Consider the following 12367-nt stretch of genomic DNA (forward strand, 5'->3'; position numbering starts at 1 on the left):
AACTAATGCCATTACCACTAAATTGGTTAAGTAATTTTATATCATTATCTGGTGTAGGTAAGATTTTTTAAACTTAGCTTTCTGAATTAATTTGTCTCGGTACCAGAGCTCCACCTCTTCATATATTATCAAATCATTTTATTAATTATAAACTATTAATTAAATGATTAATTATTACATAATTGACATTTTAAAACACATTAATATACTGTTAAATTGATTAATTATTTTTTGAAATAAATTGTATTTTTTATTTCGGTTATATATATTCGGCTAGTTTCTTAAAATAAAAAAAGGAGGGGAAATGGCATTAAAAGCAGATCTTGTGCCAACCAGAGCAGGCCTGAATAAAGGGTCGGAGGGTGTAAATGTAGAGAGACTGCAAAACTATCTCGAACGGTTTGGCTATCTAGAATCAGAATGGACCAAAAAATCAGAGATAAAAAGCAGCCTCGCTGAATCTGCACCTGAAAAGAAAGGTGAGTTTGATGAACAAACTGAAAAAGCGCTTATAAATTTTCAGAAGTTTACCGGATTAGAACCAACCGGTGAGCTGGATCAGCCAACGCTGGAAAAGATGAAGCAGGACAGGTGCGGTACCCTGGATATTCTGCCTGGCAAAGCCACATCAGGTGAAATTCCATCCAGTTATGTATTATCCGGATGCAAGTGGGGGACAACGCACTTACGGTATGGCTTCGAAAATTTTTCAACTCATCTGACTCAAGCTCAGGTGAGAAGTGCAATGCAGGCAGCCTTCAATCTTTGGGCCGCGGTAACGCCGTTAAGTTTCTCGGAAGTTGCCCTGAGTCAAAATCCTGAAATAAGAATTCGCTTCGGGACTACAGGTCACAATGGGTGTGGATACCCATTTACCGGTGAGCTTGCGCATAACTTCTACCCGCCCACCTGCGGGGGATCCCAGGCTGGAGATGGGCATTACAATGAATCATATACCTGGTCGGTGAATTCACCGCCTTCAAATTATGATTTAATCACCATAGCCGCACACGAAATCGGGCACGGACTGGGTTTGGCACATTCAACCATAAATGATGCTTTGATGTATCCTTATTATTCAGGCGAACATCGTTTTCTGCATCAGGATGATATCGATGGAATACAGGAGATTTATGGATCTGCCGAATGGTTAAACAACCAGGTAATCCAACGGGTATACACCTCACATCACAGTCAAAATTGCTGGGCTCTGCTACAGGGCAAAGGATGGAGAAAAGTGGATACCGGAAGTGTGGATGGTACCACAAACCTGTTTAAAAATTTGTGCTATGCGCGAAGTTCAAATCAGGAAGTGAATTTATTTCTCGAAAATAATAATATACAAATCATGTACTTATAAGGAGGGAATTATGGCATCATATAATGTAAAAATCACAAGAACCTATTGTTCACACCATTCGCAAAACTGCTGGGCACATCTTCAGGGAATAGGCTGGAGAAAGGTGGGTAATTTATCTGTTGATGGAACATCTAATGTTTTTACTGCCCTGTCAGCAGCAAGAACAAGCAATATCACTCCCAATGTGATAACTAATGCTGCAGATAATCAGATTGAACTTGTGTACGTCTGATATACTTGATCGATCCGGATTTATTTTCATAATAGTTTAAACATTGGAGGTATATTTTGAATTCAGAAATAACGATAAAAATTACGCCGATTGACAATGGTAACGTTAGTATGGGTCAGCAGCGTGCCGGCGGAGGCCCCGAGCCGGATAGTAATATGGGGATGAGCGATTCTCAGAAGGGTATGACCAGCGGTAGTGCTCCCGAACCTGATAAAGCTCTTGGGAATTCATCAGGTGGTGGTGAAATGCACGGTCAGCCGCCAGCACCGGAAGGTGTTCAAACCTCAGAAAAAAACGAGCAAACCCATCCGAAACCTGTTGAAATAGATGAAATCGAAAATCTGGGAGGAAAAGCGGGCAAGTCATCTTCGCCTAATCCAGAGTAGTTTTGACACTAAATTTCAATATAAACAAAACGGAAACCGGGTAGATGTTAAAATGAATCAACAAGATAAACAGATCGTAAAATTACAATCGATGTTGCTTTCATCGCTGATTCAACAAACCACTCTTCCCGGTATGTCCGAGCCTATCCAATTTCCTGATATCCTTCATCTTAGAAATCAGGATATCATTTATGTATCATCTGAGAATATTAAGGCGGATTTACTTCGTGAAAGTCTGCCAAATTTGGAGATTGAAATTCTGAATGAAACCATGCTCAAAAGTAAAGCCGTTGAAAACAGGGATATCTATTATCTTAGCTTGCGAAAGCCAACGGTAACCGAAAATGAAATTCGGATAATATCAGATCTGAAAATGTGTCCCTCCGAGAAAAACATTCCGCCGTTGTCACTCGGTGCAGTATTAATCATTTTCCAGCAGAATTCGGCTGGTGAATGGATAGTAAATGATTCTCCCTCTGCTATTGCAATGTAAGCCCTATCTTATTGCTGCTAAATTGTGCCTATACCTATAACAATTGAGGTTTAATTCAAAAAAAATACTTACATGGCAGTAGTCATATTAGTATCAGAATTGAATTCTAACATAAATTTTACATATTCGGAGAATTCTTTAGTTTCCATGTATGAAAAAATTCGTTCTCCACAAAGATGACAGTACCCGGAAGGAGCATTACTCCATTGAGTATGAAAATCTGCTCAACCCGGCACAGTATGAAGCTGTAATGCATGGCACTGGACCCGCTCTGGTCATTGCAGGTGCAGGTACGGGAAAAACACGCACATTGATTTACAGGCTCTCCAGGTTGATAGAAAGCGGCTGTGATCCGTCATCTATTCTGCTCTTAACGTTTACTCGCAGGGCAGCCGGAGAAATGTTGCGCCGCGCAACGGCCATTCTGGATAATCGATGCAGAAGGGTGGAGGGAGGTACATTTCATCACTACTGCAGTAAACTTCTGCATATTCATTCCGAAGAGATCGGGTATCCTGAGAATTTTACCATTATTGATTCGGGAGATGCGATGGATACTATTCAGCTGCTCAGGGGAAGGATCGATAAGTCGAAAATTCGTAAACGGTTTCCAAAAAAATCAACACTCTATTCCATTTTCAGCGGATCTGTAAACAAAATGGTTTCCATTCCAGAACTGATTCAGAATGAATATTCACAATTTTTGAATCATACGGAAAACATTGAAGATCTGTATCAGGAGTACTGCCGGTACAAAGAAAAAAACTTTGTGATGGACTTCGATGATTTATTGGTAAATACCCGTAACCTTATGCGCAACAATAAAGAGGTTCGAATTAAAATAGCCATCAAGAACAAACATGTTCTTGTTGATGAGTACCAGGATACGAACGCATTACAAGCTGAACTTACAGAACTCTTCAGCAGTGTTCATAAAAATGTGATGGCTGTAGGGGATGATGCGCAAAGCATTTATTCATTTCGAGGTGCGGACGTTCAAAATATGCGGGAGTTTCCTGAACGTTTCAAAGGCACTAAAATCATCAAACTGGAAGAAAACTACAGGTCAACACAGCGCATTCTTGATCTTGCAAACCAGGTTTTATCTCAGTCGAAAGAAGCGTTTGAAAAAAATCTATACACCAACAACAATGAAGGGGATCTTCCTGGCCTGGTAAAAGCGGCAAATAATAATGACCAAAGCAGGTTTTTAACTCAAATGATTTTAAATCTGCGGGAACAGGGCAGAGACCTTGCTGATATGGCCGTGCTATTCCGCAATGGACGCGATTCGTTCGACCTTGAAGTTGAGCTGAATAAGAAAAACATTCCTTACACAAAATATGGCGGACAAAAATTCACAGAAGCAGCACATGTAAAGGATGTATTGGCTCATTTGAGAATCTATATCAATCCGCAGGATACCATTTCCTGGAACCGTGCTCTAATGCTGATGGATGGGATCGGGCCGAAAACGGCCGAGGAGTTTTTTACCTGGGCACAGCAAAGCAATGATCCGTTCAATCCCCACAAAGCGCCCCATGCGAGTGACCGTTATTTGAATCAGTTGAAGGCTCTGAGCACACTCTTTACCGATTTAAAATCATTTGAAGGATCCGTTTCCGAGCAGCTTCAGTCGGTTGTCGATTACTACAGCACATTTTGTAAAAAAAGGTTTGATGATCATCCCAAACGGATGAAAGATCTCGAGACGTTTGTGGATATTTCGGGTACCTATCGCTCTCTGCAACACCTGGTTGAAGAAGTGGCCCTCGACCCGATTGAGGCAACCGCGATTGATACCGAAGCAGCAGAGAAAGATGAATCACCGCTTATATTGAGCACGATTCACTCCGCAAAGGGCCTGGAATGGGGGACGGTATTTCTGATACAGTGTCTGGATGGAATCATTCCTTCAGGTTACGCGATTGATGATCCGCTGCAGATGGAAGAAGAGATTCGCCTCGTATACGTTGCCGTGACCCGTGCGAAAGACCAGCTATTTTTAACGTATCCGGCGATGCACCAGGGGGCCTATGGAGATTATTTCACCAATCCGTCGAGGTTTGTGGAAGATATTCCGGAGTCGCTGTTAGAACCGTGGCTCCTTGTTGAAGAGCCCGAAAGTAATGCACTGGATCCATCAGCCGACGATCAGCAGCTTTTAAACGAGTAAAAACAACGCTTCATAGTTTATTAAGCTGACGTTTTTGAGAAATCATCTCTGCAATCAACCAAAAGACAGGATAAACCGGAATTAAAATCCCAAAAAATAACCGGGCTATTGTCCCTTTCTGACCCTCATGTTCTTTGCAGATGCCCGCGACTCCCGCCATCCAAAAAATGAAGAAAAAGAAAATGCCCAGGGAGACAACCAAAGATCCTAAGAAACCAAAATTATTATAAACAGTTTCAAGCATTTACTTGCAATTTTATCGTTACCTTTAGGATTGAAAAATAGCTGACAATTCACTTCCATTATTTCTACAGTCAGCATATATAATCTAAATTACAAATTTACCACAACAGATGTTACCCACGGTTTCTATAGTCGGCCGACCCAATGTTGGAAAATCTACACTTTTTAATCGCCTGATAGGTGAGCGGCAGGCCATTGTACATGATGAGTATGGCGTAACGCGCGATCGACATTACGGGGAAAGTTTTTGGAATGGCCGGGATTTTACGGTCATCGATACAGGCGGGTATCTGCCGGATGAGGGCAATGTGATCTCAGAAGGTATTCGCGAACAGGTACATGTTGCTATTGAAGAGTCGGATCTTATCCTTTTTGTTGTTGATGTGGAGCATGGTATCAATACCCTTGATAAATCGGTGGCAGGCATTCTCAGGAGGGTAGATAAACCGGTTTTGGTTGTAGTGAATAAAAGTGATAATGAACGCCGTAAGATGAATTCCGTTGAGTTTTACGAACTTGGACTCGACGAAATTTTCCCGGTTTCTGCCATCAGCGGAACGGGAACCGGCGAACTGTTGGATCGAGTCGTTGAGCTTTTACCGGAATCACCCGAAGAAAGTACAGAGGACCAGACACCAAAAATTGCATTCGTTGGTCGCCCCAATGTGGGTAAAAGTTCGCTTATGAACTCCTTGTTGAAAAGTGAGCGCTGTATTGTCTCGGACATCCCGGGAACAACACGTGATTCCATTAACAGCCGGCTCAGCTATAACGGAAAAAATTACACACTGATCGATACCGCCGGGCTTCGAAAAAGAGCAAAAGTTAAAGAGAATATCGAATTCTTCAGTAATGTCCGCACGGATCGCGCTGTTCGAGATTCTGATGTTGTTATCGTAATTCTGGATGCCACGCAAGGGTTTGATGCCCAGGATAAACGCATCATCCGGGAAGCTGAAAAATATAATAAAGGTATTGTAATTGCCCTGAATAAATGGGATATCGTACCGGATAAAGACACAAATATTCTTCGTGAATTTGAGCAGTATATTTACGATCGGATACGAACAGCAACGTACATTCCTATCATCTCTATATCTGCTCTTAAAGGAATGAGAATTGAACGGGTCATTGATGTGGCTGAAATGGTGCTGCAGGAGCGAAGGAAGAAAATCAGCACGCCGGAAATGAATGATTTTGTGAAAAAAATCCTCAAAGAACGACAGCTTCCCATGAAGCGCGGAAATCAGCTTAAAATTCAATATGCACTTCAGGTAAAACAGAATCCTCCTGTGTTTAAATTTTTTATGAATAATCCACAGGAACTTCCGCCGAACTACAGAAGGTTTATTGAGAGTAAATTGCGCGAAGAGTTTGGGTTTACAGGTGTTCCGATAACGATGGTCTTTCGCCAGAAATAGAGGTGGCCTCGTCAGAATAAAATTGAACGATACACTTCAAAAGGTTATTTTTCTCAAATAGTACTTAGCATATTTTTAAACAAACAGACGGTTCTTTTTGATGGATTTGGATAAACCGGTATCAAATGCGTTAAGTGAAGATTTTAAACGCGAAAGAAAGTTATCATTCTTAGAAAACCTCTATCTGCCCGAGATTTTCAAAGGGTTGTGGTACTCATTTAAACAGATGTTTGCTCCCACATTTACTATGAATTACCCTGAAGAGAAATGGGATCCGCCATCTATCTTCAGAGGTAGGCCTGTTCTGGTTGAAGACAACGGGAAAGAGCGATGTGTAGCCTGCGGATTATGTGCACGCGCATGTCCGCCTCTGGCTATTAGTATGCAGGCAAACGAAGATGAGGAAGATCCGAAAGAGCGATATCCTGACTTTTTTGAAATTAATATGCTTCGCTGCATCTATTGCGGCTACTGCGAAGAAGTTTGTCCGGAAGAGGCAATCGTAATGAGTAAAGATTATGATATTGTTTTTGAATCCCGTGAAGATGCTGTGTACGACAAACAGCGCCTGCTGGTTCCCAAAGAGGATTTAAAAGAACGACTCGATTTTCTCAAAGAATATAAAAACCGACAATTTGGCCAGTTCTGGGATTTTCAGGAAGAGAACAACATTCATTCCGTACGTGATCGAGATCGCGACTGGAATTCAGGTCTTTCCCTTGTTGATATGCTTGAACAGCAGAAAAAAAATGATGCAACCAAAGCATCATCTCACTGGTCGGTTTAAAAAGAGCGGCTCTTAATGATGAAAGATTTTGAGGTGACCCAGGAACAGGTACAGTCATTAGTAGATGATGCCCGTTACCTGGAAGATGAGGCAGAGGCTCTTACCTATCTGATTGAACAAGTTCCGTATGCCGAAGTACCATCCGGCGGTATGTCAATTCTGCAAAAACTTGCCTTAATTGATCATGCACAACACCGATATTATCGCCCGCTCATTGAAAAAATATTTGCCAACGCCCGGCCACTGAAAATACAGGACATTGAGCATTACAGAGATTCCTTTGATTTTCCAGATGACGAAAAAGATGTCCAGAAAGTTCTCAGGAAAATTATCAAACACAGGGCTGCATTACTTAGTCTTTTTGATAGAATTCCCTTAATCGACTGGGAACGGGAAGTTATTGATCCAGAAAACAATTCCATTACTCTCTACCAATTCGCGAGGAATATGATACAAGAGGAGAGAAGGCTCTTAAAAGAAATTGCCGACCTTGTACTAATCTATCAGAATAACAAGCAAGCTAACCGCGAGGCAAACGCTAAAGCTAAAAAGCGCAATAACAGAGAGGAATAACACTTGTGGAGCTCAATACTTCTTATTCTTATATCGCTGTTCTGTTGCCTTGCGGTTTGGCGAAGACTTAAAGGCTCGCCTCACATTGAATACCTCTCATACACGATTTTGCTTTTAATTACAGCAATGTTTGGTATGGAAATTACCGAAGCAATGGTTTTAAACCGGGCCATTGAATTGGTATATGTCGCAATTTTGCTGCTTTGTATGGTATTTTTGATGGTTGTTGTACACGAGCTTCAACCAAATTATGCCAGGCAGCCACTGGCCTATTCATACCTGCCGTTAATTATCTTTCCATTCTATTACTTTTTTATAGATAATCAGATACTGGCAGACATCACGGCTTTGGCTTTGCAGGGAACTATTCTGATCGTATTTGGCGGACTCATAATCGCTTACTTCAAACGCGTAATCAAAGGGTATCTTCTGTTAATAGCGCTGTTATTATTTCTTTCATCGTTTGCAGTGCATTGGTTAGTTGATTTTGAGAGTGAATGGATAACTGCTTCTGTACATTTAACAACGGGTGCGGGAATGATCATAACCAGTTTTAGATTCCCATCTGTAATTAACAAACACAAACGTTAAATGAGAATGTCATGAGCATGAATAAAGGCGATAGAGCCCCTGAATTTCAACTTACAGATACCAATGGTGATAAAGTTACTCTCAAAGAGATTCAGGCCCAGGGGCAGGGCGATACTATTTTACTTTTCTTTCCGCTCGCTTTCTCTGGTGTTTGCACAAAAGAGATGTGTACCGTTCGGGACAATATGAAACTTTATAATGCATTTAAAGCAACTATTACTGCGATAAGTGTAGATAGTTTTTTTACCCTGAAGGAATTTAAAAAAGCAAATAACATAAACTTTACTCTGCTTAGTGACTTCAATCGGGAAGCATCAAAAACATATGGTGTTCTTTATGAAGATTATTTTGGGATGAAGGGAGTTTCAAAGCGTTCAGCATTTATTATCTCACCTGAAGGAAAAATTAAATATGCTGAAGTGCTGGAAGATTCCGGTCAGCAGCCAGATTTTAAGGCGATACAAAATATCTTGTCAGGAAAATAACACCGTTATATTTTTTAGCAGTGTGATCCTGATCAACGAGGTGTTGCTATACATTCGAAGTGAAAGGCAGGACCTCAAAACCTGGCAGGATTCTTATCATATTTCGAAAGACTTCAATTGTAAATTTGGTATCAAGGGCGACTGTTCACCCAAGAGATGGGGGAGCCATCGTGAAGTAGAAGATATGATGATCGCATGTTATTAAGATTATAACTTTACATAATATATATTATACGACATTTATATAATGCCTGGATTCAGAAGTATGTAATAAGCTGGCTTTTTCATGATAAATTTTTAAAATGGCGACATCTCCCCATTCCAAGATGGCTCAATCAGTTACAGTAATTTGTTTCGAAAAATGGATTTATTAGTGAATTTCTTTTCAAAATTTCAGGAACATTCTAACTTTTTCATCTTACAAGCATAATTATCAGTGTACATAATTAGTATTAGCAAGTATTAGATGGATCAGGATCTACCCCGGCAAATGACAGTATTTATTGTTGAAGATGATAGTATTCAATCTCTCCTTTTAAAATTAATGGTCGATAAACTGGATGTGCAAATTACCGGAACCGCAGCTTCAGGTGAACAGGCTCTCCAGAGAATTGTGCACCTGAAACCAGATATCATATTAATGGATATCATGTTAAAGGGTTCTGTAGATGGTATATATGTTACGAAGGAAATCTATAAAATCTACCAGCCTGCAATTATCTATATCACAGGGAATTCAGACCGGGCAAGTAAAACCCGCGCTGAAAAATTTGGTTACCACGACTACATTAATAAACCCGTGTCGCTTAACCAGCTGAAAGATTCTATTTATTCCGTGGATGATGATGTTCTGCATCCATAAAATTATGTAAAGCTCTTAACCGACAGGTCAAACTCCCCCTTTTCATTGGAGTCTATTCGAATTTTATCGAGAATGGCATCAATATTGATCGGATCCTTTAAATATATATATCCGTTTTCTTTTGATTTACGAATGTTGGTTGCTAAACGGGATACATCTATAACTAATAATATCAGGTTTTTACGATCTTTAAAGTGTGTATTTAAATATTCCTGAAGTTTATCAGGAACTGCACACTGTATTTTCCCTTCCTCTTCAAAATCTTCTGGTGTAAACTGTCCGTTTTTATTTAAGCGTGTCCATTTTCGCCTGGAAACTGCGTGAAATATTAAATCTTCCTGCATGGTGACCTTTTTTATTTTACTTCTATAAGTTCATTTGTAGCAATGTGCATCACAGCATCTCCTTTGTGAACCACAGGAGAATTGTTTAAACCTATGACTCTGCCATCAAGTCGAGCCGAGATATTAAAACTTTCATTACCATATGGATCGGTAATTTTACCAAGTATCTGGCGCGGTTTAATGACATCTCCCAGTTTAACTTTTGGATTAAAGATACCTGCATATTTCGCCCGTATCCAATTCGATTTACGATATATTGCTGGTTTGATGAGTGGCTGAGGACTGCTTTTTCTCATTTTCATGTGATGAAGAAATCGTTGTGTACCCCTGATTGCAATAGCAATTCCATCCTCATCAAACCGCATAGATTCACCTGTTTCATACACCAGAATCTGTTTCCCTTTTTTACTGGCTGCCTTTCTGAATGATTTATCAATGAGTCCGGAATGAAGGATGACCGGTGGAGCAAAGGCTTTCGCAAGCTTTAGATCGTCTTTTAAATCGAATACACAGCGAATCTGCGGATAATTTGCCCGGCTGGCCCCGCCTGTGTGAAAATCAATACCGTAATCGATAATAGGGATAATCTCCTTCACAATGGTGTGAGCGACAAGCATCGCTAAAGAACCGTTTTTAGTCCCTGGAAATGAACGGTTGATATCTTTTCCGTCCGGTACACCTCTTACATTTTGAATAAAACCGTAGACATTCATTAAGGGCACTGCGATGATTGTACCTGCAGTTAGCTGAAGGTGATCTTTTGAGATTAGCCGGCGTACTATTTCAATTCCATTAATCTCATCACCGTGCAGCCCACCGGAAAGCAGAACCACCGGCCCATCCTGTTCCGCGCGAATTACCCGAACGGAAAGGTCTATATTCGTATAGGTGGGCAGCCTCGCTATGCTTATGTGTACCTGTTTGTCTTCTCCGGGTCGTATCTCTTCACCGTTAATTTGGATCACTTCAGGCATTACTTTTCAGGTTTTTTCTGCCATTGGGCTTTTCACGGTTTTTTTCAGCGAGCTTTACAACGTAGTTCACTATTTCTGAGGCAATATCTTTATTGATTGTTTTTTCGATTCCTTCCAGTCCCGGTGATGAATTCACTTCCAGCACAAGCGGACCTCTTTCAGATTGTAGCAGATCCACTCCTGCAATCGATAAGCCCATCACTTTAGCAGCCGTAAGAGCCACCTGTCGCTCTCGTTTTGATAATTTAATTAATTCACCTGTACCGCCCTGGTGAAGGTTAGATCTGAATTCTCCTTCTTTTCCCTGTCTCTTCATCGCGCCTACTACCCTGTTCCCGATCACAAAGGCACGGATATCAGCGCCTTTTGCCTCCTCAATAAACTCCTGAACTATCACTCGGGCTTTCATGCTGTGAAACGCTTCGATGATAGACTCCGCGGCTTTTTTTGTGGGAGCCAGAACTACTCCATACCCCTGTGTGCCTTCTAAAAGTTTCACAATCAACGGAGCACCGCCAACACTATCGATGATTTTTTTCACCTCTTTGGAGTAGTTGGTAAATACGGTTTTTGGCATCCCCACATCAGAACGTGCCATCACCTGCAAGCTTCTAAGTTTATCCCTGGAGCGAACTAAAGCCTGAGATTCAACTGCGGTGGGTACTCCCATCATTTCAAACTGGCGAACAACCGATGCACCATAAAATGTCACAGAAGCTCCAATACGCGGGATTACGGCATCCACATCTTCAATTTTTTCGCCCTTGTAATAGATCGAAGGATTATCCTGTTCGATTACGATATCACATTTAAGATGATCGAGCACAGTGGCTTTATGGCCTTTATTTTCAATAGATTCTATCAGGCGGCGGGTTGAATACAGAGAGCGGTTTCGTGATAATACAACTATATGCAATGGATTGTTGTTTAGTGAATTAGGGTTATGACATCAAATATTTCTCAGATACATCTACCAGAAAGTTTCTCAAGAATCTTCTGCCTAAAAGCAGATCATATTTCATGTTGCTTCTGTCTGTTAGCGTGAGTTCAATGGATCTTTTTTTTCCACAAAATATGGCCGACTCTTTTATAGCGTAGCGTGTCTGGACCTCTCCGTTTGAACTTTTCACTTTACGAACATCGTGAAGTTCTGATTTAAATCGCTGTTTACGATATGACGGGTGCTCCGGATCAAAAAGGGAAAACACGACAAACTCTTTACCATCAATCTTCTCTACTTCAATATGGTGGCAATGGAGACTTGAGGTATACGCTCCGGTATCAACCTTTGCATCCAGTCTGTCGACAGACCAAGCTGGAAAACTTATTTTTTCAATTCGTCCTATAATTTTCTTCAACTGACTAACTTATTTTAACATCAAAAATTCTAAAAATAACAGCTTTTAAACTCGGTTGCATTCACTATTTTTGAACCGGACG

The 12367-nt window shown here is 40.8% G+C and carries 16 protein-coding genes; 11 read left to right on the forward strand and 5 right to left on the reverse strand.

What is annotated here, in order from left to right; translation table 11 throughout:
• Positions 1-304 precede the first annotated feature (304 nt).
• The 5 genes from DYD21_RS06155 to DYD21_RS06175 all read left to right on the forward strand — a co-directional run bounded on the left by DYD21_RS06155 (position 305) and on the right by DYD21_RS06175 (position 4647).
• Positions 305-1360 (forward strand): matrixin family metalloprotease, encoded by a 1056-nt coding sequence (locus DYD21_RS06155; protein WP_116034148.1) that lies wholly within the window; start codon positions 305-307, stop codon positions 1358-1360.
• 10 nt (positions 1361-1370) lie between these two features.
• Positions 1371-1592 (forward strand): hypothetical protein, encoded by a 222-nt coding sequence (locus tag DYD21_RS06160; RefSeq protein WP_116034151.1) that lies wholly within the window; start codon positions 1371-1373, stop codon positions 1590-1592.
• Positions 1593-1648: 56 nt separating this feature from the next.
• Positions 1649-1978: a hypothetical protein gene (locus DYD21_RS06165; RefSeq protein WP_116034153.1), complete on the forward strand. Its 330-nt coding sequence runs from the start codon at positions 1649-1651 to the stop codon at positions 1976-1978.
• Positions 1979-2030: 52 nt separating this feature from the next.
• Positions 2031-2471 (forward strand): hypothetical protein, encoded by a 441-nt coding sequence (locus DYD21_RS06170; protein WP_116034156.1) that lies wholly within the window; start codon positions 2031-2033, stop codon positions 2469-2471.
• Between the two features lie 151 nt (positions 2472-2622).
• The gene (locus DYD21_RS06175; protein ID WP_116034158.1) at positions 2623-4647 is read left to right on the forward strand and encodes an ATP-dependent helicase; all 2025 of its coding nucleotides are present in this window, start codon (positions 2623-2625) and stop codon (positions 4645-4647) included.
• A 10-nt stretch (positions 4648-4657) separates the two neighbouring features.
• Here DYD21_RS06175 and DYD21_RS06180 read toward each other — a convergent pair whose 3' ends face one another.
• On the reverse strand, positions 4658-4891 hold the full coding sequence (locus tag DYD21_RS06180; RefSeq protein ID WP_116034161.1) for a hypothetical protein: 234 nt from the start codon (positions 4889-4891) through the stop codon (positions 4658-4660).
• Between the two features lie 109 nt (positions 4892-5000).
• Here DYD21_RS06180 and der point away from each other — a divergent pair, with 109 nt between their 5' ends.
• The 6 genes from der to DYD21_RS06210 all read left to right on the forward strand — a co-directional run bounded on the left by der (position 5001) and on the right by DYD21_RS06210 (position 9609).
• Entirely contained in the window at positions 5001-6311 is a 1311-nt protein-coding gene (gene der, locus DYD21_RS06185) for a ribosome biogenesis GTPase Der (protein WP_116034163.1), read from the forward strand.
• A 100-nt stretch (positions 6312-6411) separates the two neighbouring features.
• Positions 6412-7098 carry an NADH-quinone oxidoreductase subunit I gene (locus tag DYD21_RS06190; protein ID WP_116034166.1) on the forward strand — a complete coding sequence of 229 codons (687 nt, stop codon included), beginning with the start codon at positions 6412-6414 and terminating at the stop codon, positions 7096-7098.
• Between the two features lie 15 nt (positions 7099-7113).
• Positions 7114-7671, forward strand: coding sequence for a hypothetical protein (locus tag DYD21_RS06195; RefSeq protein WP_233505481.1), 558 nt, complete (start codon positions 7114-7116; stop codon positions 7669-7671).
• 108 nt (positions 7672-7779) lie between these two features.
• Positions 7780-8262 (forward strand): hypothetical protein, encoded by a 483-nt coding sequence (locus DYD21_RS06200; protein WP_147303506.1) that lies wholly within the window; start codon positions 7780-7782, stop codon positions 8260-8262.
• Positions 8263-8273: 11 nt separating this feature from the next.
• On the forward strand, positions 8274-8747 hold the full coding sequence (locus DYD21_RS06205) for a redoxin domain-containing protein (RefSeq protein ID WP_116034171.1): 474 nt from the start codon (positions 8274-8276) through the stop codon (positions 8745-8747).
• Positions 8748-9237: 490 nt separating this feature from the next.
• Entirely contained in the window at positions 9238-9609 is a 372-nt protein-coding gene (locus DYD21_RS06210) for a response regulator (protein ID WP_158551435.1), read from the forward strand.
• Between the two features lie 2 nt (positions 9610-9611).
• Here the strand turns inward: DYD21_RS06210 and DYD21_RS06215 are convergent, their stop codons facing one another.
• Genes DYD21_RS06215 through DYD21_RS06230 form a run of 4 tightly spaced genes read right to left on the reverse strand, consistent with a single transcriptional unit; the run spans position 9612 to position 12285 of the window.
• Positions 9612-9953 (reverse strand): DUF952 domain-containing protein, encoded by a 342-nt coding sequence (locus DYD21_RS06215; protein ID WP_116034176.1) that lies wholly within the window; start codon positions 9951-9953, stop codon positions 9612-9614.
• A gap of 11 nt (positions 9954-9964) precedes the next feature.
• Positions 9965-10927, reverse strand: a complete 963-nt coding sequence (locus DYD21_RS06220) for a succinylglutamate desuccinylase/aspartoacylase family protein (RefSeq protein ID WP_116034178.1) — start codon at positions 10925-10927, stop codon at positions 9965-9967.
• A complete protein-coding gene (rimK, locus tag DYD21_RS06225; protein ID WP_116034180.1) occupies positions 10920-11843 on the reverse strand; it encodes a 30S ribosomal protein S6--L-glutamate ligase in 924 nt (307 codons plus the stop codon). Before rimK ends, DYD21_RS06220 begins: the two co-directional genes overlap by 8 nt.
• Before the next feature lie 25 nt (positions 11844-11868).
• Complete coding sequence (locus DYD21_RS06230) at positions 11869-12285, reverse strand: RimK/LysX family protein (protein ID WP_116034182.1); 417 nt, start codon at positions 12283-12285, stop codon at positions 11869-11871.
• Positions 12286-12367 lie beyond the last annotated feature (82 nt).

Origin of the sequence: Rhodohalobacter sp. SW132 (assembly GCF_003390325.1) — a bacterium.
In the GTDB taxonomy this organism is placed as follows: Bacteria; Bacteroidota; Rhodothermia; order Balneolales; family Balneolaceae; genus SW132.

What these genes read in the sequence shown, in the direction of transcription:
- DYD21_RS06155 (WP_116034148.1), top strand. Translation starts at nt 305, where the DNA reads ATGGCATTAAAAGCAGATCTTGTGCCAACCAGAGCAGGCCTGAATAAA.
- DYD21_RS06160 (WP_116034151.1), top strand. Translation starts at nt 1,371, where the DNA reads ATGGCATCATATAATGTAAAAATCACAAGAACCTATTGTTCACACCAT.
- DYD21_RS06170 (WP_116034156.1), top strand. Translation starts at nt 2,031, where the DNA reads ATGAATCAACAAGATAAACAGATCGTAAAATTACAATCGATGTTGCTT.
- DYD21_RS06175 (WP_116034158.1), top strand. Translation starts at nt 2,623, where the DNA reads ATGAAAAAATTCGTTCTCCACAAAGATGACAGTACCCGGAAGGAGCAT.
- DYD21_RS06180 (WP_116034161.1), bottom strand. Translation starts at nt 4,891, where the DNA reads ATGCTTGAAACTGTTTATAATAATTTTGGTTTCTTAGGATCTTTGGTT.
- der (WP_116034163.1), top strand. Translation starts at nt 5,001, where the DNA reads ATGTTACCCACGGTTTCTATAGTCGGCCGACCCAATGTTGGAAAATCT.
- DYD21_RS06190 (WP_116034166.1), top strand. Translation starts at nt 6,412, where the DNA reads ATGGATTTGGATAAACCGGTATCAAATGCGTTAAGTGAAGATTTTAAA.
- DYD21_RS06195 (WP_233505481.1), top strand. Translation starts at nt 7,114, where the DNA reads ATGATGAAAGATTTTGAGGTGACCCAGGAACAGGTACAGTCATTAGTA.
- DYD21_RS06205 (WP_116034171.1), top strand. Translation starts at nt 8,274, where the DNA reads ATGAGCATGAATAAAGGCGATAGAGCCCCTGAATTTCAACTTACAGAT.
- DYD21_RS06210 (WP_158551435.1), top strand. Translation starts at nt 9,238, where the DNA reads ATGACAGTATTTATTGTTGAAGATGATAGTATTCAATCTCTCCTTTTA.
- DYD21_RS06215 (WP_116034176.1), bottom strand. Translation starts at nt 9,953, where the DNA reads ATGCAGGAAGATTTAATATTTCACGCAGTTTCCAGGCGAAAATGGACA.
- DYD21_RS06220 (WP_116034178.1), bottom strand. Translation starts at nt 10,927, where the DNA reads ATGCCTGAAGTGATCCAAATTAACGGTGAAGAGATACGACCCGGAGAA.